Source organism: Polaribacter sp. Hel1_33_78 (genome assembly GCF_900106075.1).
Taxonomy (GTDB): Bacteria; Bacteroidota; Bacteroidia; order Flavobacteriales; family Flavobacteriaceae; genus Polaribacter.
Map to the genome: position 1 here is coordinate 2,941,440 of NZ_LT629794.1, position 24,677 is coordinate 2,966,116.

General features: G+C 30.9%; 21 protein-coding genes. 6 read left to right on the top strand and 15 right to left on the bottom strand.

What is annotated here, in order from left to right:
• Positions 1–186: 186 nt before the first annotated feature.
• Positions 187–1,218, bottom strand: a complete 1,032-nt coding sequence (locus BLT88_RS12790; RefSeq protein ID WP_091955806.1) for an asparaginase — start codon at positions 1,216–1,218, stop codon at positions 187–189.
• Positions 1,219–1,313: 95 nt separating this feature from the next.
• Between BLT88_RS12790 and BLT88_RS12795 the strand changes: the two genes are divergently transcribed.
• Together BLT88_RS12795 and BLT88_RS12800 are read left to right on the top strand one after the other, a co-directional pair.
• Positions 1,314–2,012: a zinc metallopeptidase gene (locus BLT88_RS12795; protein ID WP_036782938.1), complete on the top strand. Its 699-nt coding sequence runs from the start codon at positions 1,314–1,316 to the stop codon at positions 2,010–2,012.
• A gap of 317 nt (positions 2,013–2,329) precedes the next feature.
• Positions 2,330–2,593, top strand: a complete 264-nt coding sequence (locus BLT88_RS12800; RefSeq protein WP_091955202.1) for a hypothetical protein — start codon at positions 2,330–2,332, stop codon at positions 2,591–2,593.
• A gap of 586 nt (positions 2,594–3,179) precedes the next feature.
• Here BLT88_RS12800 and lepA read toward each other — a convergent pair.
• The 3 genes from lepA to BLT88_RS12815 form a co-directional block, all read right to left on the bottom strand.
• Complete coding sequence (gene lepA / locus BLT88_RS12805; protein ID WP_036782935.1) at positions 3,180–4,976, bottom strand: translation elongation factor 4; 1,797 nt, start codon at positions 4,974–4,976, stop codon at positions 3,180–3,182.
• A 110-nt stretch (positions 4,977–5,086) separates the two neighbouring features.
• Positions 5,087–5,362, bottom strand: coding sequence for an EF-hand domain-containing protein (locus BLT88_RS12810; RefSeq protein WP_036782931.1), 276 nt, complete (start codon positions 5,360–5,362; stop codon positions 5,087–5,089).
• 280 nt (positions 5,363–5,642) lie between these two features.
• A complete protein-coding gene (locus BLT88_RS12815; protein WP_036782929.1) occupies positions 5,643–6,740 on the bottom strand; it encodes a TolB family protein in 1,098 nt (365 codons plus the stop codon).
• A 44-nt stretch (positions 6,741–6,784) separates the two neighbouring features.
• Between BLT88_RS12815 and BLT88_RS12820 the strand changes: the two genes are divergently transcribed.
• Both BLT88_RS12820 and dusB read left to right on the top strand, forming a co-directional pair.
• On the top strand, positions 6,785–8,008 hold the full coding sequence (locus BLT88_RS12820; protein WP_091955205.1) for a M28 family peptidase: 1,224 nt from the start codon (positions 6,785–6,787) through the stop codon (positions 8,006–8,008).
• Between the two features lie 22 nt (positions 8,009–8,030).
• Positions 8,031–9,032 carry a tRNA dihydrouridine synthase DusB gene (dusB, locus tag BLT88_RS12825; protein ID WP_091955207.1) on the top strand — a complete coding sequence of 334 codons (1,002 nt, stop codon included), beginning with the start codon at positions 8,031–8,033 and terminating at the stop codon, positions 9,030–9,032.
• 1 nt (position 9,033) lies between these two features.
• Here dusB and BLT88_RS12830 read toward each other — a convergent pair whose 3' ends face one another.
• The 10 genes from BLT88_RS12830 to BLT88_RS12875 all read right to left on the bottom strand — a co-directional run bounded on the left by BLT88_RS12830 (position 9,034) and on the right by BLT88_RS12875 (position 21,077).
• On the bottom strand, positions 9,034–9,627 hold the full coding sequence (locus BLT88_RS12830) for a hypothetical protein (protein WP_091955209.1): 594 nt from the start codon (positions 9,625–9,627) through the stop codon (positions 9,034–9,036).
• Positions 9,628–9,632: 5 nt separating this feature from the next.
• Complete coding sequence (locus BLT88_RS12835; RefSeq protein WP_368086543.1) at positions 9,633–10,802, bottom strand: ABC transporter permease; 1,170 nt, start codon at positions 10,800–10,802, stop codon at positions 9,633–9,635.
• 48 nt (positions 10,803–10,850) lie between these two features.
• Positions 10,851–11,246, bottom strand: coding sequence for a 30S ribosome-binding factor RbfA (gene rbfA / locus BLT88_RS12840; RefSeq protein ID WP_036782916.1), 396 nt, complete (start codon positions 11,244–11,246; stop codon positions 10,851–10,853).
• 378 nt (positions 11,247–11,624) lie between these two features.
• A complete protein-coding gene (locus BLT88_RS12845; protein ID WP_036782914.1) occupies positions 11,625–11,918 on the bottom strand; it encodes a F0F1 ATP synthase subunit epsilon in 294 nt (97 codons plus the stop codon).
• A gap of 79 nt (positions 11,919–11,997) precedes the next feature.
• Entirely contained in the window at positions 11,998–13,509 is a 1,512-nt protein-coding gene (gene atpD / locus BLT88_RS12850; protein WP_091955214.1) for a F0F1 ATP synthase subunit beta, read from the bottom strand.
• A gap of 157 nt (positions 13,510–13,666) precedes the next feature.
• Positions 13,667–15,025, bottom strand: a complete 1,359-nt coding sequence (locus BLT88_RS12855; protein WP_091955216.1) for an OmpA family protein — start codon at positions 15,023–15,025, stop codon at positions 13,667–13,669.
• Positions 15,026–15,140: 115 nt separating this feature from the next.
• Positions 15,141–16,334, bottom strand: coding sequence for a glycine C-acetyltransferase (gene kbl, locus BLT88_RS12860; protein WP_091955217.1), 1,194 nt, complete (start codon positions 16,332–16,334; stop codon positions 15,141–15,143).
• Positions 16,335–16,382: 48 nt separating this feature from the next.
• Entirely contained in the window at positions 16,383–19,511 is a 3,129-nt protein-coding gene (locus tag BLT88_RS12865; protein WP_091955220.1) for an exodeoxyribonuclease V subunit beta, read from the bottom strand.
• 76 nt (positions 19,512–19,587) lie between these two features.
• The gene (locus BLT88_RS12870) at positions 19,588–20,424 is read right to left on the bottom strand and encodes a ZIP family metal transporter (RefSeq protein ID WP_091955222.1); all 837 of its coding nucleotides are present in this window, start codon (positions 20,422–20,424) and stop codon (positions 19,588–19,590) included.
• Complete coding sequence (locus BLT88_RS12875) at positions 20,424–21,077, bottom strand: metal-dependent transcriptional regulator (RefSeq protein WP_036782897.1); 654 nt, start codon at positions 21,075–21,077, stop codon at positions 20,424–20,426. Before BLT88_RS12875 ends, BLT88_RS12870 begins: the two co-directional genes overlap by 1 nt.
• Positions 21,078–21,189: 112 nt before the next feature.
• On the opposite strand from BLT88_RS12875, the gene BLT88_RS12880 reads away from it, so the two are divergent.
• Positions 21,190–23,421 carry a TonB-dependent receptor gene (locus tag BLT88_RS12880; protein WP_172824337.1) on the top strand — a complete coding sequence of 744 codons (2,232 nt, stop codon included), beginning with the start codon at positions 21,190–21,192 and terminating at the stop codon, positions 23,419–23,421.
• A complete protein-coding gene (locus BLT88_RS12885; protein WP_091955224.1) occupies positions 23,422–23,910 on the top strand; it encodes a DUF255 domain-containing protein in 489 nt (162 codons plus the stop codon). It begins immediately after the preceding gene.
• On the opposite strand, the gene BLT88_RS12890 is transcribed toward BLT88_RS12885, so the two are convergent.
• On the bottom strand, positions 23,907–24,497 hold the full coding sequence (locus BLT88_RS12890; RefSeq protein WP_091955226.1) for a hypothetical protein: 591 nt from the start codon (positions 24,495–24,497) through the stop codon (positions 23,907–23,909). The genes BLT88_RS12885 and BLT88_RS12890 overlap by 4 nt on opposite strands.
• Between the last annotated feature and the right edge of the window lie 180 nt (positions 24,498–24,677).

Sequence of the window (24,677 nt, forward strand, 5' to 3'; positions counted from 1 at the left end):
AAAGATATAAATTTTCAACTCAAATAAAGATACTTTCTTTTTTTTTTCAAAGAATCTTTGCTATCTTATTTAAGAGACCGCCAAGTAACAAAAAAAGTTATGCATAAAAAAATTTTTTTTCTCCTATTTATAATATTTTGGCAGTTTCCTTTTGCAAGTCTTTACTTTTTTCTTTCTTTTTAAGATCTAAGAAATTTCTCCTCTTAATGATTTTTCAAAGTAAGACTTAAATTCTTCCTCGGATAAATCTTCACTTAATAAGTACATTAATTTTGCAATCGCCGATTCAGTTGTTATATCTTTTCCATTGACAACACCTATTTGTTTTAAAGCTACACTCGTTTCATAATGACCTTGATTTACATGTCCTCCATTACATTGTGTAACATTAATAATTCTAATATCTTTAAATATTGCCTCTTTCAGCAAGGTAACAAACCAAGTTTCATCGGGCGCATTCCCTGATCCATAAGTTTCTAAGACCACACCTTTTAGACCATCTATGCTCAACATACTTTTTACAACTTTCTCTGTTATTCCCGGAAAAAGTTTCAATATTAAAACATCTGTTATTAGTTTTTTTCTTATTATCAATTCCTTTTTGTCTTTTAAAGGTTTGTAAATATAATGTTCACTAAAACTAAGATGAACTCCACTTTCTGCTAGAGGAGGATAATTCATAGAGGCAAAGGCTTCAAACTGTTCTGCATTAATCTTGGTAGTTCTGTTTGCTCTATATAACTTATACTCAAAATACAAGCATACTTCAGAAATTATTGGCTTGTCTTGTTTTCTAGCACAAGCTATTTCTATTGAAGTAATTAAGTTTTCTTTCGCATCTGTTCGTAAATCACCAATTGGCAATTGAGAACCTGTGAATATGATTGGTTTTTGTAAATTTTCAATCATAAAACTAATGGCAGAAGACGTATATGACATAGTATCTGAACCTGTTAATATTACAAAACCATCAAAATTTTTATAATTCTCTTCAATAATCTCAACAATATCTATATAAAACCTTGTATTCATGTTTGATGAATCTATGGGTTCATCAAAAGAAATGGTTTTTATATTACAGCTTAATTGCTCCAATTCAGGAATATTTTCTACAATCTGACTAAAATCAAAAGCCTTTAAAGCGTTTGTTTGATAGTCTTTGATCATGCCGATAGTACCGCCAGTGTATACAAGTAATATATTAGGTTTGTTTGTCATTTTGTCATTTTTATACCCCAAACAATACATTGGAATACTTTATGTTGTAAATTTATCAAACAAAAATGATATAAAAATTTAAAACAATATAAATTATGATGGGATTCTATATTTTAATTGGTGCTATTTCTTTAGTAAGCTGGTTGGTTAGTAATAAATTGAAAAGTAAATTTAAAAAATATTCCAAAGTTCAGTTAAGAAATGGAATGAGTGGAGCAGAAATTGCAGAAAAAATGCTTTCTGACAATGGAATTTATGATGTAAAAGTAATTTCTACTCCTGGTAGATTAACAGATCATTACAACCCAAAAGATAAAACAGTTAATTTAAGTGAGTCTGTTTACAACCAAAGAAACGCAGCAGCAGCAGCAGTTGCTGCTCATGAATGCGGCCATGCAGTGCAACACGCAAAAGCATACAGTTATTTAACAATGCGTTCTCAATTAGTACCAATCGTGAGTATTACCTCTAAATTTTCGCAATGGTTAGTAATCGGAGGAATCATTTTAGGTGCCGCTTCTGGTGCAACAGGAATTGGGTTTTATATCGCCATTTTAGGTTTAATTTTTATGGGCTTTGCAACATTGTTTAGTTTCATAACACTTCCTGTAGAATATGATGCCAGTAATAGAGCTTTAGCTTGGTTACAAAACAAAAACATGGTTTCTCAACAGGAATTAGCAGGTGCAACCGATGCTTTAAAATGGGCTGCAAGAACTTATTTAGTTGCTGCCCTTGGGTCTTTAGCAATGTTATTATATTGGGCGATGCAAATTTTAGGAGGGAGAGATTAATGTCATTTACATTTTTTCATATCACCCTGATATAAATTTCTTTCTTAAAAAAATAGTATAAATACTTTTGATGAAAAATTGAGAGTATTTTTTTATGCTGAAAGTTTCAGACTAGACTAAGCCTTATTGAACATTTTGTTTGAGCTCTTTTGAGATTACTATCAATGAAATTGCAATTTCATTGATAGTAACTTACAGGGTAAAAGATAACGAGTAGAGAAAACAGGAAACATCTTCAAAGAAAAAAATTATTTTGAATTTATGGCGCGATTCATGATAAATAATTTTTCATAAAGAATAATAAAAACTTTAAAACTATGAAAAAAATCATTTTATCTATTGCTATTTTAGCTTCAGTATCTTTTGTTTCTTGTTCATCTGATGACGAAACACAAAACGTTTGTGAAACTTGTGATATGGGAGCTCTAGTGGGTATTCCTGCAGTTACTGAATTTTGTGACAATGGAGATGGCACAATTACATCGACTGTTTTTGGAGAGTCAACTACCGAAAGTTTAGATGGCCTAACCTTCGAAGCCTATGTTGCAAATCTAAAATTATTAGGAATTACTTGTAATTAAATTATTTATTTACTCAGTCAATCTTAAATGCTCTCAATTTCATTGAGGGCATTTTTTGTTTTAATCAACGAACTTTAAAAAAATAATAAATGGTTCTTACGGATTTTCCACACTCCCTATTCGAGGCATTCATTTTTTTTCTTTTTTTCTACATTTCTAAAAGCCCATGTTTTCCAGAACAAACTTATAACAAACTCTTTTACAAAATTTAGCTAATGCATTTGAGGTTTGTAGAGGAAAAATAGAAAGTCATTTTAAAAATCGCTTATTAATTTCTATAAAAATAAAAAGTGATAATGTATTTTTTTATAACTGCTAATTTTAGAAAGTGACTGGAAAACAAAACAAAAAGCTGGTAGATAAGTTTTACCTGTTTGAAATGGCATCTATTTTATGCTGAACTTGCTATATTATATTTTGGATTGTTAAATTGTTTTTGACTTAAACTGAAGATGCTGAAATAAATTCAGCAATAAAAGATTTTGTAAAAAGCAGTAAATAGCTTCAAATAAAAAAACCTTCTTGATTTCTCAAAAAGGAGTTTTTGTCTTTATTCTTTTATTTTGTTTCTCTATTCTCAAAGAGATTAATCATTCAACTTTAAAACAGCCATAAATGCTTCTTGCGGAATTTCTACATTACCAACTTGACGCATTCTTTTCTTACCTTTTTTCTGTTTTTCTAATAATTTACGCTTACGAGAAATATCTCCACCATAACACTTTGCAGTAACATCTTTACGCAAGGCTTTTGTAGTTTCTCTTGCAATAATTTTTGCTCCAATTGCGGCCTGAATAGGAATATCGAACTGTTGTCTTGGTATTAACTGCTTTAATTTCTCAACAATTTTTTTACCAATTGTATAGGCATTATCTGCATGTAATAGGGCAGAAAGTGCATCTACTGGCGAACCATTTAATAGAATATCTACTCTTACCAATTTAGATTCTTTCATACCTATTGGATGATAATCAAAAGATGCATATCCTTTAGAAACCGTTTTTAAACGATCGTAAAAGTCAAAAACAATTTCTGCTAATGGCATTTCAAAAATTAATTCTACTCTTTGGGTTGTTAAATAAGTTTGATTTGTAATTTGACCACGTTTTTCTATACACAAACTCATTACTTGACCAACAAAATCTGACTTTGTAATAATTGATGCTTTAATAAAAGGTTCTTCCACCCTATCTAATCTTGATGGATCTGGCAAATCTGTAGGGTTATTAAGCAATATTAACTCATCTGGATTTTTCTTTGTGTACGCATGATAAGAAACGTTTGGCACAGTTGTAATTACTGTCATGTTAAACTCACGCTCTAAACGTTCTTGAATAATTTCCATGTGTAACATTCCTAAGAATCCACATCTAAAACCAAAACCTAAGGCTGCAGAACTTTCTGGTTGAAATACTAAAGAGGCGTCATTTAATTGCAATTTTTCCATAGAATAACGCAACTCTTCATAATCTTCGGTGTCTACAGGATAAATACCTGCAAAAACCATTGGTTTTACATCTTCAAAACCATCAATTGTCTCGGTTGTCGGATTTGCTGCATCTGTAATTGTATCTCCCACTTTTACTTCTTTTGCCGTTTTGATACCCGTAATTAAATAACCTACATCGCCAGTTTTAACAGATTTTTTCACAACCTGTTCCAGTTTTAAAGTTCCAACTTCATCAGCAAAATAATTTTTGCCCGTTGCCAAAAACTTTATCTCTTGTCCTTTCTTTATTTCACCGTTTAAAACTCTAAAATACGTTTCAATCCCTCTATAAGAATTGTAAACTGAATCGAAAATTAAGGCTTGTAATGGTCCATCCGGATCTCCTTGAGGTGCTGGTATTCTATCAATGATAGCCTCTAAAATATTATCTACTCCAAAACCTGTTTTACCGCTTGCGTGAATTACTTCTTCTGCATCACAGCCTAATAAATCTACAATATCATCAGTTACCTCTTCTGGATTCGCAGAAGGTAAATCTACTTTATTTAAAATAGGGATAATTTCTAAATCATTCTCTAAAGCTAAATATAAGTTAGAAATTGTTTGCGCCTGTATGCTTTGTGCAGCATCTACTATAAGTAAAGCACCTTCACAAGCTGCTATGGAACGAGAAACTTCGTAAGAGAAATCGACGTGACCTGGCGTATCTATTAAATTTAAAATGAATTTTTCTCCTTTATGTTCAAAATCCATTTGAATAGCATGTGATTTTATGGTAATCCCACGTTCACGTTCCAAATCCATATTATCTAATAGCTGATCTTTCTTTTCACGATCTGATACAGAACCAGTATATTCTAACAATCTATCTGCTAATGTACTTTTACCATGATCTATATGCGCGATAATGCAAAAGTTCCTAATGTTCTTCATACTTTGTTTTCTAACTACTTTCAACTGTCAAAGATATGTTATTTACAAACCTTGTCAAATAAAAAAAGTACAATGAAATTCATTGTACTTTAATCTTAACGTATTTAAAATTATAAATCTCTTTCTAGCTCTGAAATAGCTATTTTAAACTCTTCCCAATTAATAGTATCATCACCAGAATTATCATATCCTTTTAATAACTCGCTGGCAACTATACCTCTTAAAAAGCCATTTACTTCAGCATCTTTTAACAACCTTTTTATTTCAGAAACTTTTAATCTACCATCTTTATCTGAATCAAAAAAACTAAAAGCTTCTTCTGGTGTATCAAATTGATTTGTAATTAAAATTCTAATTTTTCTTAAAATACTCTCTTTTGCTCCCATAGTTTATTCTTTAATTAACAATGCCTTAAGATAATTAATAAAATTGAATTATTTACTTGATTTATGCTGTAATCATAGATTTTTAAGGTATTCTCATCTCACCAAAAATCACTCAAGGAGAAAATGAAAACTAAAAAACTATATCGCTAGTCCAGTCATTCTGTAATAAACAAGTTGGTATCTCTTTTTATTTATTTCAGAATTTCAATCCTTTTAGTCTTGCCATTCTGCAATAAATAAGTTGGTATCTCTTTTTATTTATTTCAGAATTTCAATCCTTTTAGTCTTGCCATTCTGCAATAAATAAGTTGGTATCTCTACCACCTCCATTATTTCTATTGGAAGAAAAAGCTAGTTTTTTACCATCATTGGAAAATACAGGAAAAGCGTCGAATGTTTCTCCATGAGTAACTCTTTCTAAATTTTTTCCATCTAAATCTATTAAATATAAATTAAAAGGGAACCCTCTTTCTGCTTCAAAGTTTGAAGAAAATAAAATCTTTTTTCCTGAAGGATGAAAAAACGGACTCCAATTGGCATTTCCTAAGTCGGTTAATTGACGTAATTCAGAACCGTCTGCATTACAAATATATAGTTCCATTTCTGTAGGTTCTACCATACCCTCTGCCAACAAGTCTTTATAAGCTTTTATCGCTGCTTTTGTTTTTGGCCTAGAAGAGCGAAAGATTATTTTTGTTCCATCTGGCGAAAAAAATGCACCGCCATCATAACCTAATTCATTTGTAATTTGCTTCACATCGGAACCATCAATATTCATTGTATATAACTCTAAATCACCACTTCTAGTTGATGTAAATACAATTTTATCCCCTTTTGGCGAAACCGTTGGTTCTGCATCATAGCCTTTTTCATTGGTTAATTGCTTAACAATATTACCTTGTAAGTCCGCTACAAATATGTCGAAACTATCATATACAGGCCAAATATATTTTCCGTTTTTACGCAAAGGAACATCAGGACATTGATCATCAACTAAATGCGTTGAAGCATAAATAATATGTTTATTATCTGGCAAAAAATATGCACAAGTTGTTCTTCCTTTTCCTGTAGAAATCATTGGCGGCATCTTATCTCTAAAAGAAGCATCTGCATCCATTAAAAACATTTGATCGCAACTAACATTCCAATTGGTATTGTTAGACTGAAAAACAATTTGCTTATCATCAAAACTCCAATAGGCTTCTGCATTATCACCACCAAAAGTTACTTGTCTTAAACTTTTAAAATGAATTTCTTCTGGGTAAATTAATGAGTCGTTTACTACAGTTTTTTCTGTTGATTTTGTTTCTGTGTCTTTTTTATTATTTTTACAAGACATCAATATAATAGCAAATACAAATAGATAAACAACTCTCATTTTCTCAATTATTAATTAACTTTGCAAAAATAATATTTATCGTCATGAGAAACATCCTATTTTTAATCTTTTTATGTTTTTTAATTTCTTGCAAACAACCTATTAATCAAGAAACTAGAATTAAAGAAGATGTTACCTTTTTAGCTTCTGATAAATTAGAAGGAAGACAAACTGGAACAAAAGGTGAAAAGGAAGCTGCCAGTTATATAGAAAAAAGGTTTCAAGAACTTGAATTAACTCCAAAAGGAACAAAGGGCTTTCTGCAGCCTTTTACTTTTAAGCCAAAGACAAATCCGCACGAAGCAATAAAATTTGACGTGAATGGTGACGGAACTATTACAGGAAATAACGTGCTTGGTTTTATTGACAATAAGGCAGAAAATATGGTAATTATTGGGGCTCATTTTGATCATTTAGGTTTTGGCGGTGAAGGTTCTTTATACAGAGATTCTATTAAAGAAATCCATAATGGTGCAGATGATAATGCCTCTGGAGTGGCTATTTTATTAAATTTAGCAGCAAAGCTGAAAGCAAAAAATACAAAAAACAATTACCTTTTTATGGCTTTTTCTGGAGAAGAAATGGGTTTATTAGGTTCTAATTATTTTGTAAAAAACCCAACAGTAGATACTCAAAAAGTTTCTTATATGATAAATATGGATATGGTGGGTCGTTTAAAGAAGGATTCAGCTTTAGCAGTTTACGGCACAGGAACTTCACCAATATTTAAACAAACTTTAAAAGCCCATAACAATCGATTTAAATTAATACAGCAAGAATCTGGTGTTGGACCAAGTGATCATACAAGTTTTTATTTAGCTGATATCCCTGTATTGCATTTTTTTACTGGTCAGCATGAAGACTATCATAAGCCAAGTGATGATTCAGAAAAATTAAATTACGAAGGAATGAAAACCATAAGCAATTACATCTTTAATATTATTTCAGATTTAGATGACAATGGAAAACTAACTTTCAGAAAAACAAAAAACGAGAGTGAAGAAACACCAAGATTTAAAGTTGGTTTAGGTGTAATTCCAGATTACATGTTTGACGGAATAGGAATGAGAATTGATGGTATTTCTGAAGAAAAGCCAGCACAAAAAGCAGGTTTACAAAAAGGCGATATTGTTATTCAGTTAGGCGATAGTATTGTTGTGGATATGATGAGCTATATGAGAGCTTTATCTGTTTTTGAAAAAGGAAATTCTACAAAAGTAGTAATAAAAAGAGGTGATGAAGAAGTTGAAAAAAAGATTCAATTTTAAGTAGAATATAGAAATTTACAATATGATTAAAATTGGCAATATAGAATTACCAGACTTTCCTTTATTACTTGCACCAATGGAGGATGTCTCTGATCCACCATTTAGAGCTTTGTGCAAAGAGAACGGTGCAGATGTTGTTTATACTGAATTTATTTCTTCTGAAGGATTGATTAGAGATGCTGCAAAAAGTGTTATGAAACTGGATATTTATGAAAAAGAACGACCGGTAGGAATTCAGATTTTTGGTGCTAATTTAGAATCAATGCTTAAAACAGTGGAGATTGTAGAAAAATCAAATCCAGATATTATTGATATCAATTTTGGTTGTCCTGTAAAAAAAGTAGTTTCTAAAGGCGCTGGAGCTGGAATTTTAAAAGATATTGATTTAATGGTTTCTCTAACGAAAGCCATGGTTAAACACACAAACTTGCCTGTAACCGTAAAAACACGCTTGGGTTGGGATCATGATTCCATTAGAATTGTTGAAGTTGCAGAACGTTTGCAAGATGTAGGTTGCGCCGCGATCTCTATTCATGGAAGAACACGGGCGCAAATGTATAAAGGAGATGCTGATTGGAAACCCATTGCTGCAGTAAAGAACAATCAAAGAATGCACATTCCTGTTTTTGGAAATGGAGATATTACTTCGCCAGAAAAAGCGATGGAGATGAGAGATCAGTTTGGTTTAGATGGCGCGATGATTGGAAGAGCTGCTATCGGTTATCCATGGTTTTTTAATGAGGTAAAACACTATTTTAAAACTGGTGAATATTTAAGAAAACCTACAATTGCTCAAAGAACAGGAATGGCAAGAAGGCATTTACAAATGGCAATTGATTGGAAAGGGCCTATTTTAGGTGTTTTTGAGACAAGAAGACATTATACCAATTACTTTAAAGGAATTCCACATTTCAAGGAGTATAGAATGAAAATGGTAACTTCCGATGATGCAAAAGATGTTTTTGCTGCTTTTGACGAAGTTGAGGCTAAATTTGGTAATAAATTAATTCCTGATTTCCTATAATTCACTTTATCACCAGGGAACTAAGAATTGTATCTATTTCTCTTTGCTGTAAAATTTTGGAATCTATTGGATAAGCTTTACTTAAAAATAAATACTTGCCTCCCTCTAAATTATAAAAAAAAACTATTTTCTTAAACCTAACTTTATTAATAGTGTGAAAAAACACTATTTTATAATAGTGGCCTATTGAATCTTTACCTTCTGATTTTAATATTGTAGACAATTCTTTATAGTCTGATCTAAAGTTATTCTTCAATCTGATTCTAAATCTCTCTGCTGTTTTTCTAACCTTTTTATTTGACCTTTTAATGTATAAAAATAAATTTATGTCAGATTCAACTTTATTTTTTTTAAATGGAGAATGCCAAACTTGTTCTCTACCAGTTGGCTCCAAATAACTTCTCCAATTGTAAGGCAGTGTTAATGAAAAATCTTTAGTTTCATATATATAATGATTTTCTTTCTCCGTAATTAAAGCTCTTATGTTCTCAATATGATTTTTGTTATTATTAGGATATAATTTATTCGCTTTATTATCCTTTGAAGAAGAACAAGAGAAGAGTATAAAAAGAGCAACGAATAGGCAATTTTTCATAAACTTTACTTTTCTATAAACTCTTCAGAAATTCGGCTAATTGCAATTTTTGAAGCAATAAAGCCTAGAATAGTGATTGTAACGATCACAATAATTAAATTAGAATATCTAAATTCTACCGGATACGCCAAATTTTCCGTAATCATAAACAACCCAAATTGTTTTTGAAAAAAGACTAAAATGACACCAATCGATAAACCTATCAGCATCCCAAAAAAGGTGAGTAAAAATCCTTGAAATTCAAATATTGTTTTTATTTCTTTTACTGTTGCCCCGAAACTAAATAAGGTTTTTAAATTATCTTTTTTATCAATAATCATCATAATAATTGCACCAATTACATTAAACAATGCAATAATAACAATTAATGTAAAAATGAGGTAAGACACAATGTTTTCCGTATTTATAACCTTATAAAAGACCTCATTTAATTGCTCCTTTGTTTGCACTTTAAAATCATTTCCAAGTTCTTTTTGCATCTCTTCAGCAAAAGTATGGGCGTTTACGTCTTCTTTCAATTTCATCTCAAAAGCTGTTACTTGATTGTCCTTAAACCTTAATAATTTTTTTGCTTGAGCTAACGTCACAAAGACAAATTTACTTTCAAATTCTTCTGTTCCCGAATATAAACCAACAATTTGAACATTAGTTTTATAAAATGCGTTGTTCGGATTAATGAAACCGACACCTGGTTTTGGAACCATAATTTGCAAAGGTGCTTCAAAACTTCCCATTCCTAAAGATAATTTATAAGCAATTGACCGTCCAATAACGGCCGTATTTACAAAAGTAGTATCTAACCAATTACCTTGCACTAGTGCAGCGTCTATTTGCGTAATCTTCGTGTAGTTATGCTCCACTCCTTTAATGTAAGCAATCTCACTTTTATCCTTAACTTCTAAAAAAACACGTTCTTCGATTACTTTAGAACTTGATTTTATAGTACTATTACTATCTAAAATTTGTTGAATGTGATCTGTAATTATGAACGATTTTCCTTTTATCGAAGATACTTTAATATCGGGATCGGAGACATCTAATAAACTATAACTAAAAGTACGAAGACCTGAAAACCCAGAAAGGATAATAAACAATGCCAAAGAGCCGACTATAACACCAAATGAAGCAATAATTGTAATAATATTAATAGTATTATTACCTGTCTTTGAAAACAAATATCTTTTGGCTATGTATAGAGAAAAATTCAAATAAGTTGGTTAAATTTATCTTTTTACGCGTCTTGGTAATACTTCAGGATTTTTAATAGGGTTCTCATCTTCCCCCTTTAAAGACTTATCAATTTCTTCTATATAATCTAAAGTATCATCACCAAAAAAGAGTAACTCTGGCATTCTACGTAATTGATTTTTCGTCCTTTTAGCCATTTCGTGACGAATTAACACTGTATTAGACTGTACACCTTTAATTAACTCATCTCTATTTACTGACGGAAAAACACTTAAATATACTTTCGCAACACCTAAATCTGAAGTTACATGAACTTTAGAAACAGAAATAATAACCCCTTTCATTCCATCTTGCGCTGCTTTTTGCAATACATCTACCAAATCCTTTTGCAGAACTCCTGCAATCTTTCTTTGTCTGTTTGTTTCTTCCATATTGCAAATTTACGACATTTTTATAGAGTGTAAATTTTAATTTTAATCCCATATTTAATCATTATAATCCTACATTAAATACAGAAAAGATATTATTTTCTTAATTTAATCTTCAACAAAAGCAGTTAGTCATAAATTTAAAACATTTTTTTATGAATAAAATTCCAGATAACCGAAAGTTCTAATTTTTAAAATAGCATAATAACTGACATCTATGGAAAACAAAATCACATCTTAATAAGTTTTAAAAGTGTATTCTGTAAATACGCCTAGATTGTTAGCAAAAGATGTTATCAGAAGTTTGAAGAAAAACTTGAAATAAAAAATCTCAAAACAGCAGGCTGTTTTGAGATTTTTTAAATATTATTAAGACTAATCTTAGTCAGCTAAAATAATAGCTTTGTTATCATTTAATTCTAAAGTTCCTGAAGTGATTGATAATAATAGAATTTTATCATCTTCCGTATCAGTCTCCAAATGACCACTTCTTATATCAGTCTCTGAAAGTTCTTGCGAATGAACATGAACCTTAACAGTGCCTTCTCTTAAAATAGAAACTACTGGTGCATGATTATTCAACATTTGGAACTCTCCATTAATGCCAGGAACCGAAAATGAATCAACTTCTGATGAAAATAAGATTGCCTCTGGTGTTACTATTTCTAAAAACATGTTTATATCGTTTTTAATTTTCAGCCTTTAGCTTTTGGTTAATGAATAATAACCTTAAACTCAAAACTCAAAACTTAGTTTATGCTTCAGCTAACATTTTTTCTCCAGCATCGATTGCATCCTGAATTGACCCTCTTAAGTTAAATGCTGCTTCTGGATATTTATCTAACTCACCATCCATAATCATATTAAATCCTTTAATAGTGTCTTTAATATCTACTAAAACTCCTGGTATACCCGTAAATTGTTCAGCAACATGAAAAGGCTGAGACAAGAAACGTTGAACACGTCTTGCTCTATGCACAACTAATTTATCTTCTTCAGATAATTCTTCCATACCTAAAATTGCGATAATATCCTGCAATTCCTTATAACGTTGTAAAATTTCTTTTACAGCTGTGGCTGTATTATAATGTTCTGCACCTAAAATTTCAGCAGATAAGATTCTTGAAGTTGAATCTAAAGGATCTACAGCTGGATATATCCCTAATTCTGCAATTTTACGCGACAATACTGTAGTTGCATCTAAGTGAGCAAATGTAGTTGCTGGCGCAGGATCTGTTAAATCATCTGCAGGAACATAAACTGCTTGTACAGATGTAATAGAACCTTTTTTAGTTGAGGTAATACGTTCTTGCATTGCACCCATTTCTGTAGCCAATGTTGGTTGATATCCAACTGCAGAAGGCATACGACCTAATAAAGCAGAAACCTCAGAACCAGCTTGTGTAAATCTAAAAATATTATCAACAAAGAAAAGTACATCTTTTCCTTGAGCATCTCCAGCTCCATCTCTAAAATATTCAGCAATTGTTAAACCTGACAAAGCTACTCTTGCACGCGCTCCTGGTGGCTCATTCATTTGTCCAAAAACAAAAGTCGCTTTAGATTCTCTCATTCCTGGCTTATCAACTTTAGATAAATCCCATCCGCCTTCTTCCATAGAATGCATAAAGTCATCACCATATTTAATAATTCCAGATTCTAACATTTCACGAAGTAAATCATTCCCTTCACGAGTTCTTTCTCCAACACCTGCAAAAACTGATAATCCACCATGTCCTTTTGCAATATTATTGATTAATTCCTGAATCAATACAGTCTTACCAACTCCAGCTCCTCCAAATAAACCAATTTTACCCCCTTTTGCATAAGGCTCAATTAAGTCAATTACTTTAATTCCTGTAAACAAAACCTCAGTAGATACAGATAAATCTTCGAATCTAGGTGCAGACCTATGAATAGGTAATCCGTCTTCTCCTTCTTTCTTTAGATTTCCTAATCCATCAATTGCATCTCCAGTAACATTGAATAAACGACCATATATATCATTACCAATTGGCATTTGTATTGGATTACCTGTAGCTATAACTTCTACTCCTCTACTTAATCCATCAGTAGCATCCATAGAGATGGTTCTAACGGTATCTTCTCCAATATGTTGTTGTACTTCTAATACTAGAATAGAACCATCAGCTTTTTTAATTTCTAATGAATCATAAATTCTAGGAAGTTCGTTGTTTTCAGTATTGAACTCAACATCAATAACTGGCCCAATTATTTGAGAAACTTTACCTGTTGTTGTAGACATTTTGTATCTAATTAAATTATTATTTTTTTATATGGGATATACCCTCTCAATTTCAAGGGGCAAAGGTACTTTTTTTTGTTTGAATTTAAAAAAGTTTTTAACTAAAAAAAGCCTCATCAAATTGATGAGGCTTTTAACTTTTTTTTAAGTTCAGGGATTAATTAGATACTTTAACCTCAACTCTTCTATTGTTTGATCTACCAGCTCTAGTTTTATTAGAGTCTATTGGAGCGTCTTCGCCATAACCTTTTGCAATTAATCTTGAAGCAGCAATACCTTTTGAAATCAAATAATTTCTAACTGCATTAGCTCTTTTCTCAGATAATTTTAAATTATTTGAAGCACTACCTGTAGAGTCAGTATATCCTTTAATGTCAAACTCTGCTTTTGGAAATTCATTCATAATAGCTAACATTCCATCTATTTGTTTAGAAACTCCAGATTTGAAACTAGCTCTACCCGTGTTAAATAAAATAGCTTTTGCAAATGTATCTACTCCCATTTTTGCAGCTTCAGTAATCACTGGTTCTGGGCATCCATTATTGGAAGCAGGACCTACTTCAGTCTTACAATTATCATCTTTATCTAAAACACCATCACCATCTGTATCTGGCCAAGGACATCCACCGTTCGCCGAAGGACCTGCAATAGTTGCACATTTATCATCTTTATCAACTAAACCATCACCATCAGAATCTGGGCAACCTTTGTTCGCTTTTGTTCCTTTAGCATTAGGACACATATCGTCTTTATCAGCAACTCCATCACCATCAGCATCAGGACAACCATTCATTGCTGCTAAACCTGCAACATTTGGACAAGCATCATCAGAATCTTTGATTCCATCGCCATCAGCATCAGGACAACCATTGAATTCTATTAAACCTGCAACCTCTGGACAAGCATCTTTTTTATCATATACGCCATCTCCATCTGTATCTTTTCCTCCAAATTTAACAACTAAACCTAAAGAAGTTTGATAATGAGTTTTTACGTTATCTGAAAAACCTTTTTTAGTACCTGTTTGGAAATTTAACCCTAAGTTATCACTAAACCAAGTGTTAAAACCAACACCCAAATTAATCATTCCTTCTTGCGTAGAATTAGCTGAAACGTAATCTCCACCTAAATAAACATAAGGGTCAAACCATTGAGAAGTTTCACCTACTAAATTGTTTAAATCATATTTTACAGCTGCTCCAATTGAATAATAGAAAAAATCTGAATCATCTCTAACTTGGTCAAAAGTAATTCTATTTAAAGTCCCTGCGATTTGTAAAGTAAACCCTTTTTCTAAATATTTCTCTACAGAAACTCTAGAAATTGAAGAAACATAATTCCAATCACAACTACCAAAAAGATCATTAACATGGTCACCAAAATCATCACCACCATAAAAATCTACAATATTCATTCCAAACCCTACTACCCAAGGATTGTTTTCATCTTGAGCGTTTACATTGCTGGTAGCAATTAACGCAAACAAAGCTATCACAGCTATTTTTAATCGTTTCATTATCAAATTTTTAAATTAAAAGTTCGTTATTTTAATACGCAAAAGTAAAGTCTTCTACTGAATTAACAAAGACAAAAGTACAAAATATTCCTATAACTGTAAGTTTTTATCAATTTTAAATAACTTTTAGTTCTTTTCCTACTTTTATAAAAGCGCTAATAGCTCTGTCTAAATGCTCTTTTTCATGGGCTGCTGATAACTGAACCCTAATTCTTGCTTTTTCATGGGGAACTACAGGAAAAAAGAAGCCCACAACGTAAATACCCTCTTCTAATAATTTATTAGCCATGATTTGAGACAGTTTGGCATCATATAGCATCACAGGTACAATTGCAGCATCTGCGCCAACCAAATCAAAACCAGCATTTTCCATTTTAGTTCTAAAATAATTTGTATTCCATTCTAATTTATCTCGTAGCGATGTATCTTTAGAAATTAATTCAAATACTTTTATTGAAGCCCCAACAATAGCTGGTGCTAATGAATTTGAAAATAAATATGGCCTTGAACGTTGACGTAAAATTTCTATAATTTCTTTTTTACCCGAAGTATAACCACCCATGGCACCACCTAAAGCTTTCCCTAAAGTTCCTGTAACAATATCAACTCTATCCATTACATTTTTTAACTCAACAGTACCTCTACCTGTTTTACCAATAAAACCTGTAGCATGGCATTCATCAACCATCACCAAAGCATCGTATTTATCTGCCAAATCACAAATTTCATCGAGTTTAGCGACAATCCCATCCATAGAAAAAACACCATCAGTAACAATAATTTTAAATCTATGACTTTGTTTATTCGCTTCTATTAACTGCTCTTCTAGAGAAGACATGTCGTTGTTATTATATCGATAACGGGCAGCTTTACATAAACGAACTCCGTCTATAATTGAAGCATGGTTTAAACTATCAGAAATAATAGCATCTTCTTTTGTTAACAGTGGTTCAAAAACACCACCATTTGCATCAAAACAAGCTGCATATAAAATAGTATCTTCTGTTGAATAAAACTCCGCTATCTTTTCTTCAAGACGTTTATGAATATCTTGGGTTCCGCAAATAAAACGAACTGAAGACATTCCAAAACCATGGGTATCCATGGTGTCCTTTGCAGCTTGAATAACTGCTGGATGGTTTGACAATCCTAAATAATTATTTCCACAGAAGTTAATGACTTCTTCCCCAGTAGAAATTTTCACAACTGCATCTTGTGAAGATGTTATAACTCTTTCAGACTTATATAAACCAGCATCTTTTATTTCCTGAATCTCTTTTTTTAAAGTATCCTTAATTTTACCGTACATTTTTTATTAATTTAATGAGGACAAAGTTACAAAGTTTATTGTTTTTGATTATACTTCAACAACATCAATTTTATCATTAATATATATAAGTAGTTTTTTATCTACTTTAAAATGCATCGTTTTTAAAACTCGCTCGTATTTTAACAATTGTTGGTGATGTTCTGCTGACGGGTTTCCTGTTTTGTAATCTATAATTACAACTTCATTCTCACCCAAAAAAACCAATCTATCTGGTATAATAATTTGATTATCTGTATCTACAATTTCCCTCTCATTATATACCGTGACTTCTTTCGAAAAATACGACGCCAGTTTTGGGTGGTTTACAACAGAAATAATTGTGCTATTGATTATTAATAATTGATTTTTATCTATGATTCCTTCTTGATGATATGCCGCTATAATTTTACTAACATCTTTTTCCGTGATAATTTTTGACAAGATTTCATGAAATAAGTTTCCAAAATTGATCGCTTCTCCTTGATTTGTATCCCATAATTTTGAAGCACCCGCTAATAGAACAACATTATGCTCTTGCCAAGGAGTAGAAATAAATTTCTGATGAATTTCAGCAACCGAACTTTGTAGTTCATTATTACTTACTCTAATTTCATCACCAAAATAATATTCTAAAACACCCTCTTTCCAAAGCTTATTTTGGATTAAGTAGTTGATAAAAACACCAGAATAAAAGTTTGTATTTTCTTCTCCTTTTGCTGAAATTTTCATTTCCGTAATTACGTACAATTGCTCAACTGCTCTTGTTAAAGAAACATATAACAAATTAAAATTATCTAATTCTAATTCCTCTCTTTGCTGATTGTAAATTTCCAAGCCCGTATCATTTACATAACTTAATTCTTTATTATAAGGAATTAATAATTCTTCGAAATTATCGTAATTTTCTGGTAATTCATTTAACCAAACTTTCGGATTTATTTGCCTGTAAATATCTACATCACAAGGAAAAATAACTACAGGAAATTCTAATCCCTTAGCCTTATGGATGGTCATAATTTGAACTGCATTTGAGCTTCCCGGAGCAACAATACTTAATTTATCTTTTTTGAGTTCCCAAAACTCGAGAAAATCAGCAACATCTGTAGATTTTCTTTGCTGCTCTATAACAACATCTAAAAAAAACTGTAAATACGCGTCAGAAGTATGAATTAAATTAAAGCCTCGAATAATTTCTTCGATCTTTTCGTAAAATGGCAGCTGATAAAAAGTAGAAATTTCAAAAGAAATTCCATACAATTTTAAAGATTCAAAAATAGTTTGATTATCAACTTTTGAGAACTCTTTAAAAAAAATATGTTTTGGATTCTTAATTTGCAAATGTTGATGCAAAAAATACAAGACTTCAAAACGTGTTTCTTCATCATTAGCATTTTGCAAAACCTTTAAAACATCGATAATAAAGCATACTTTAGGACTGTTCTGTATTAACAGCGTTTCTGAAGAAATAATATCGACTCCATTTTCAGACAAATAATTTGCAACCGCAACTCCATCTTTTTTTGTCCGAGTTAAAACACAAATTTCATTTAAAGAAAAACTATCTTTTACTTTATTAATTTTTTCTAAAACTTTCTTTGGATATTTTAATTTTTCTAAGTCTTTATCTTCCTCTTTTTCGAGAAATGTTAATGAAACAAATCCACCTTTTTTAGAATTTTCAAATTGCTTATTTCCTTCTATAAAAAGATTCTTATATGAGTCATTTTGAATAAAATTTGCGGTGTGCTGAAAAAATGAATTATTAAAATTAATGACTTCTGAATAACTTCTGAAATTGGTTTCTAAACTCTTGATTTCTTTTTTAACATGAAAAGGGTTTTTTAAAGGAGAACCCAACTCAATAAACTGTTCTGCTTTGCCACCTCTCCATCTATATATGGCTTGTTTTCCGTCTCCTACCAGTAACAGATTACTATTTTCTTGCGCTAGTGCATTGTCTATTAAAGGAATCAAATTTTGCCATTGCAACTCAGACGTATCTTGCATTTCATCAATAAAATAATGCTGAAAACGCTGTCCAATTCTTTCATAAATAAAAGGTGCAGGTTGCTCTTTAATATTATCTGAAATAAGTTGATTAAACTCTGCATTTAATCTTATATTATTCTCTTCTTTTATTTGCTCTAACTCTATGTTGATATTATTTAAAACTGCTAAGGGAATGATGTTTTTTAAGGCCAATTTATTCATCAAAAACTGATTGTACAAATCTTTCGACTGTGCATACAAATTGATTACTTCTGGAACAATATTTTCAATTAGTGAAGCGACAGCAGTTGTTGTTGTTTTCGAATAATATTGATGATTTTCAATCGCTTTTTCAATAGTTTCACTTCGTTTTAGAAAATCAATATTTACTGACTTCGCGCTCAAATCTAAAAAGAATTTCGGAATTGTCGCCCGCATAAAATCCTTGTGCGCTATACCATGATTTTCAATTAAATCTAAAAACGCTGCGCCAACATTTTTTATAGCTTCTTTTAATTCCTTTTGATGGCTATATAGTTTGGTTTTTAGATTTGTAAAATCCTCTAATTTTTTGTTAGCAAGCGCTCTAAAGTGTTTAATATCATCTTCATTTAAAAGCACTTTTGCAAACTCGTTTAAATCCTTAGAAATATCCCAAGATTTATCATCGTCTGTTTTATCTAAAGAATAATCAATCAAAAGTTTTGTTAGTTTTTTATCGGATCCTATTTTAGAAATTAAGACATCCACTGCTTGATTTAGCAAAGAAACTGCATCCATTTCAACCTCAAAATTTTGAGGTAAACCTAAATCATAGGCAAAACTTTTAATAATTTTATGTGTAAAACTATCAATCGTAGTTATCGAAAAAGCAGCATAATTTTGCAAAATTGCTTCCAATATTTTCTTACTTCTCTGCTGAATTATTGGTTTATCAGCATCTATTTCTGTTATTATAATGTTGCATAAATCGTTTTCTTTTCCCGCAGCAAAATCTTCTAAACTAGACAACACCCGCTCTTTCATTTCTCCAGCAGCCTTGTTGGTAAATGTAATTGCTAAAATTTTCTGAAAAGAAAAAATATCTTCAGAGTTTAATAAAACTTTCAAGTATTCTTTTACAAGTGTAAATGTTTTTCCACTTCCTGCAGAAGCATTGTAAACTTGAAAGATTGATGGTTGTTGCACAGAACTATTTTTACTGCAAAATACAAAAAGCCAAACAGTTATTGTTTGGCTTTCTAAAAATATTTTTTATTAAATTTTAACCTAAACCAACGTCTAAAGACATCATTACTATAAATCCACCAATAAAACCAAGAGTAGCAATATCTGTGTATTTATCTCTTTGGGTTTCCGGAATCACCTCTTCTACTACCACAAAAATCATTGCCCCTGCTGCAAACGCCAAAGCATAGGGTAAAATTGGTGTAAAAAAAGATACTGCTAAAGCACCTAAAACTGCTGCAACTGGTTCTACAACTGCAGATAACTGTCCGTACCAAAAACTTTTTAATCGACTAACACCTTGCCTTCTTAAAGGCATTGCAACGGCAAAACCTTCGGGAAAATTCTGAATTCCAATTCCGATTGCTAAAGAAATAGCTGCAACGATCATTTCTGTTTGTTCTACCCCCACAAGTGTCGATGCTGCCCCAAACAAAACACCAACTGCCAAACCTTCTGGAATATTATGCAATGTTATCGCCAAAACTAATAACGTTGTTTTATGCCATTCAGTTTTTACTCCTTCTGCCTCATTTTCTTTAAAATTGATATGTAAATGTGGTAAAATTTTATCCATTCCAAAAAGAGACAAAGCTCCTAATCCAAACCCAATGGCCGCCGGTAAAACTTTTAAAAAACCCTCTCCAGGACTGTTATCAATTGCTGGAGCTAGTAAACTCCAAAAACTTGCGGCCACCATTACGCCTCCCGTAAAACCAAGCATACCGTCTAAAACTGCTCTGTTTAATTTTTTAAAAAAGAAGACTAAAGATGCTCCCAGAGCTGTTAAACCCCAGGTAAAAAGAGAAGCATATAATGCTGCCAATATTGGGTGTTCTTTTCCAAATACTACTAGTTGATCGAATGTACTCATTATTTTTTCATATATAAATTGTTCGCAATTTTATTTGAAATTGAAAATTTCTTATTGTCCATTTCAATGGATAAAGAATCATCAAAATCTTCTTTTTCTAATACTGTAATTTGTTTTCCTAAAGTGATTCCCTTTTTATCTAAATAACGTAAAAATTCTGATGACGAATCGTCTACACCCACACAAACACCGCTTTCATTTTTATAAAAAGTAGATAATAAGCTTTTTTCAATAATTTTTAAATTTCCTTCTTTATCCGGAATTGGATCTCCATGAGGATCATTGCTTGGAAATCCTAAAAAAGAATCTAACTGATTGATTAATTTTGGAGATTTTATATGTTCTAATTGTTCTGCTACATCATGCACTTCGTCCCAAGAAAAATTTAATTTTTCAACCAAAAAAACCTCCCATAACCGGTGTTTTCTTACAATATTTGCTGCGGTCTTTTTTCCATAATTAGTTAATTTTACCCCTTGATATTTTTTATAAACTACCACCTCCTTTTCAGATAGTTTCTTAACCATATCTGTTACTGAAGAAGCTTTTGTTTCTAATTTTTTAGCAATAGAATTTGTACTAATTCCTTTATCGGCATCTATTTCTAAATGATAAATTGCTTTTAAATAATTTTCTTCAGAAAGTGTAAACATTTTATTTAATAATTGTAAAACAAAGATATACTTTTTATTTTAATATAAATATATTTTTAGACAAGTCTAAAAATATATTTATATTTGCGTAAATTTAAAATGAAAAGTGAACATATTTATCAAACTTATTTTGTTTTTAGGAATTACCAGTTCTTGCGGACAAACAAATACTATTTCAGGAAAGATTAAGTCAGGAAGTGGAGTTTTACCTTATGCAAATATTTATTTGAAAAAGACAAAAATTGGCACAACGTCTAATGAAAATGGGTTTTATGAATTACGCAACATCCCGAAAGGGAACTATACGCTTATTGTAAGCAGTATTGGATATCAAACAAAAACAATAAAAATATCCTTTAATAGCAATCAAAAACTGACTAAAAATTTTTCTTTATCCGAAAATAATTCTTTAGATGAAATTGTTATCTCAGGAACTTTACGTCCTGTAACAAAATCGAACAGCCCTGTACCTGTTGAAGTATATAGTACATCTTTTTTTAAGAAAAACCCAACGCCTTCTATTTTTGAATCTATGCAAAATGTAAATGGTGTTAGGCCACAATTAAATTGCAATGTTTGTAATACGGGAGATATCCATATTAATGGTTTAGAAGGACCTTATACATTCGTTTTAATTGATGGAATGCCAATTGTTAGCGGGCTTTCTACAGTTTATGGTTTAACAGGAATACCACAAGCATTAATAGAACGTGTTGAAGTTGTTAAAGGATCAGCATCTACATTATATGGTTCTGAAGCTGTTGGAGGTATTATAAACATCATCACAAAAAGACCCTCAAATTCCCCTAAATTAACTACTGATACTTTTACAAGTTCTTGGGGAGAAATAAATACTGATGTTGGTTTACGTTATAAATTATCAGAAAAAATTGAAAGTCTATTAGGAGTAAATTATTTCAATTATCAAAATAAAATAGATAATAATGAAGATGGGTTTACAGATTTAACTTTACAGCATCGAATTTCATTTTTTAATAAAATAAATATCGAAAGAAAGAATAACAAAGTATTTACAATCGCTGGAAGATACGTCTATGAAGATAGATGGGGAGGTGAAATGGATTGGGAAAAAAAATACAGAGGAACCAACATTAAATATGGTGAAAGCATCTACACAAATAGATGGGAAACTTTTGGAACATACCAATTACCAACCACTGAAAATATTAATTTTCAATTTAGTGCAAATGGCCATTATCAAGATTCTTTTTATGGCACAGATAAATATGAGGCAGCACAACTGATTGGCTTTGGACAATTTGTGTACAATAAAAGAATTAAAGAAAATCATGACTTTTTATTAGGTATTGCATACAGATATACCTTTTATGATGATAATACTTTTGCCACAATTGATGAAAATGGGATTAAAAATAAACCCTCAAAAACTCATTTACCTGGTATTTTTCTGCAGGACGAAATTAGCCTTAACAAACAAAATAAATTATTATTAGGCGCAAGATGGGATTATAATAGTATACATGGAAATATTTTTTCGCCAAGGATAAATTACAAGTGGAATTCAAAAGATAAATCAGATATTTTTAGAGTAAGTATTGGAAATGGATTTAGAGTCGCAAATGTTTTCACAGAAGATCATGCCGCTTTAACAGGAGCTAGGGAAGTAGAGTTTAGGGGACAATTAAAACCTGAAACTTCTTGGAATACAAACATCAACTATGTAAAAAAAATAAATACAGAAAATATATTTATCACCTTTGATACAAGTATATTTTATACATATTTTAATAATAGAATTTTACCTGATTATGAATCTGATCCTAACAAAATTATTTATGCCAACTTAAATGGATACTCAATATCTAAAGGAATTTCTTTTACTTCCGACATTTTGTTTACAAATGGTTTTACCATGAATATAGGTGCTACTTTTATGGATGTTTCTGTTACAGAAAACAACATTAAAACAAGGCAATTATTAACTGAAACATTTAGTGGTGTTTGGTCTATTTCTTATAAGTTTGATACTAACTTTACTTTAGATTACACTGGTAATTTATATGGCCCAATGCGTTTACCCTTGCTTGGAGTAAACGACAATAGGACTGAATTTTCCCCATGGTTTAGCATTCAAAACATTCAGTTAACAAAAAAATTTAGCAATAGTTGGGAAGTTTATGGAGGGATAAAAAACCTATTAAACTTTACACCACCTGCAAATAGTATTAACAATGCAAACAACCCTTTTGACATTGGAATTGACACAGTAAAAAATCCTGAATTAGCTTTTGACCCAAGTTATGTTTATGCTTCGAATCAAGGCATTAGAGCATTTGTAGGTATACGATTTACACTTTTTTAAATGAATAAAATATTTCTTTATATTTTGTTATGTGGATATTTTACAACGAATGCACAGACAAAAAAAACAACATTAAAAGTGTATACTTTTCCTGAAATAGAAAAACTGCATCAACAAAATCCAAAACCAATTGTAGCTTTTGTTTATACTGATTGGTGTAAAATTTGTTTTGCAATGAAGAAAACTACTTTTACAAATGATAAAATAATACATCTTTTAAATAATCAATTCTATTTCGTAAAACTAAATGCCGAACAAAAAGAAGATATTGTTTTTTTAAAAAAAACATTCATTTATAAACCTTCAGGAAATAAAACAGGGATAAACGAATTAACAAAAGAATTAGCATCAATAAATGGAAAAATTAGTTATCCAACAACAACTATTTTGAATTCCAATATTGAAATTGATTTACAAATAGATAATTATATAGGTAGTAAAAATATGCAAACAATTCTAATGAAGTTTTTAACCTTGAATGAGAATTAATGTTTCTCGTCCCAAATTCGCTTGCGCCCCTCTCCTCCTGCAGCCGAATTAATATTAAAGTTATAGACAATACCCCCAATTCCCTGAAAATGAGAAGCCATTGATTCAGAGCTAGAAGATACATTTTTATACATTATTCTTCCCGTAAGACCTACTCTTTCAGAAACCCAAATAGTAGCACCACCCATGATATTTAAACTTAAGGATCCCTGAGGGTTCGGTGTGGTAGTAGCCCCTTTAATGTAACCAAATCCAATACCTCCAAAAGGAACTATATTTAAAAAAAGTTCTGGCAATTCGTACCTTAAATAAGTGTCAAAAGAGGAATATTTAAATGCGTTTACCCCTTTCCTAGATTGCAAAAATTCAACAGTGTATATAAAGTCTACTGATAAGTTTTGTCCTAATTTTCGACTAATTTCGATACTTGGGAATTGCATATTAAAATTTTCTTTAACCTTTTTAGAAGCCTCATCCCCAAACATTACTGTAGACAAATTAACCCCAACTCTCCATTTGTTTTGGTCATTTTGAGAACTTAGTGAACAAGACAAAAACAGCATAAATATTATAATTAAATTTTTCATAAAAGAACGATATCTTACTACTTATAAAAGTAAGTAAAAATTAGGAACCATTTATTCAATATATACTTTTTCTTTTAAAAAAATCCCCAAGTTTAAAATTGCATAAAACATCCACCATAAACTTAAAACAGGTCTTAATAATCTCTAATCCTTTTTCTGAAAATTTATAAATTATCTGGT

Coding starts and splice junctions, on each gene's coding strand:
- BLT88_RS12790 (WP_091955806.1), bottom strand. CDS start 1,218: ATGACAAACAAACCTAATATATTACTTGTATACACTGGCGGTACTATC.
- BLT88_RS12795 (WP_036782938.1), top strand. CDS start 1,314: ATGATGGGATTCTATATTTTAATTGGTGCTATTTCTTTAGTAAGCTGG.
- BLT88_RS12800 (WP_091955202.1), top strand. CDS start 2,330: ATGAAAAAAATCATTTTATCTATTGCTATTTTAGCTTCAGTATCTTTT.
- lepA (WP_036782935.1), bottom strand. CDS start 4,976: ATGAAGAACATTAGGAACTTTTGCATTATCGCGCATATAGATCATGGT.
- BLT88_RS12810 (WP_036782931.1), bottom strand. CDS start 5,362: ATGGGAGCAAAAGAGAGTATTTTAAGAAAAATTAGAATTTTAATTACA.
- BLT88_RS12815 (WP_036782929.1), bottom strand. CDS start 6,740: ATGAGAGTTGTTTATCTATTTGTATTTGCTATTATATTGATGTCTTGT.
- BLT88_RS12820 (WP_091955205.1), top strand. CDS start 6,785: ATGAGAAACATCCTATTTTTAATCTTTTTATGTTTTTTAATTTCTTGC.
- dusB (WP_091955207.1), top strand. CDS start 8,031: ATGATTAAAATTGGCAATATAGAATTACCAGACTTTCCTTTATTACTT.
- BLT88_RS12830 (WP_091955209.1), bottom strand. CDS start 9,627: ATGAAAAATTGCCTATTCGTTGCTCTTTTTATACTCTTCTCTTGTTCT.
- rbfA (WP_036782916.1), bottom strand. CDS start 11,246: ATGGAAGAAACAAACAGACAAAGAAAGATTGCAGGAGTTCTGCAAAAG.
- BLT88_RS12845 (WP_036782914.1), bottom strand. CDS start 11,918: ATGTTTTTAGAAATAGTAACACCAGAGGCAATCTTATTTTCATCAGAA.
- atpD (WP_091955214.1), bottom strand. CDS start 13,509: ATGTCTACAACAACAGGTAAAGTTTCTCAAATAATTGGGCCAGTTATT.
- BLT88_RS12855 (WP_091955216.1), bottom strand. CDS start 15,025: ATGAAACGATTAAAAATAGCTGTGATAGCTTTGTTTGCGTTAATTGCT.
- kbl (WP_091955217.1), bottom strand. CDS start 16,334: ATGTACGGTAAAATTAAGGATACTTTAAAAAAAGAGATTCAGGAAATA.
- BLT88_RS12870 (WP_091955222.1), bottom strand. CDS start 20,424: ATGAGTACATTCGATCAACTAGTAGTATTTGGAAAAGAACACCCAATA.
- BLT88_RS12875 (WP_036782897.1), bottom strand. CDS start 21,077: ATGTTTACACTTTCTGAAGAAAATTATTTAAAAGCAATTTATCATTTA.
- BLT88_RS12885 (WP_091955224.1), top strand. CDS start 23,422: ATGAATAAAATATTTCTTTATATTTTGTTATGTGGATATTTTACAACG.
- BLT88_RS12890 (WP_091955226.1), bottom strand. CDS start 24,497: ATGAAAAATTTAATTATAATATTTATGCTGTTTTTGTCTTGTTCACTA.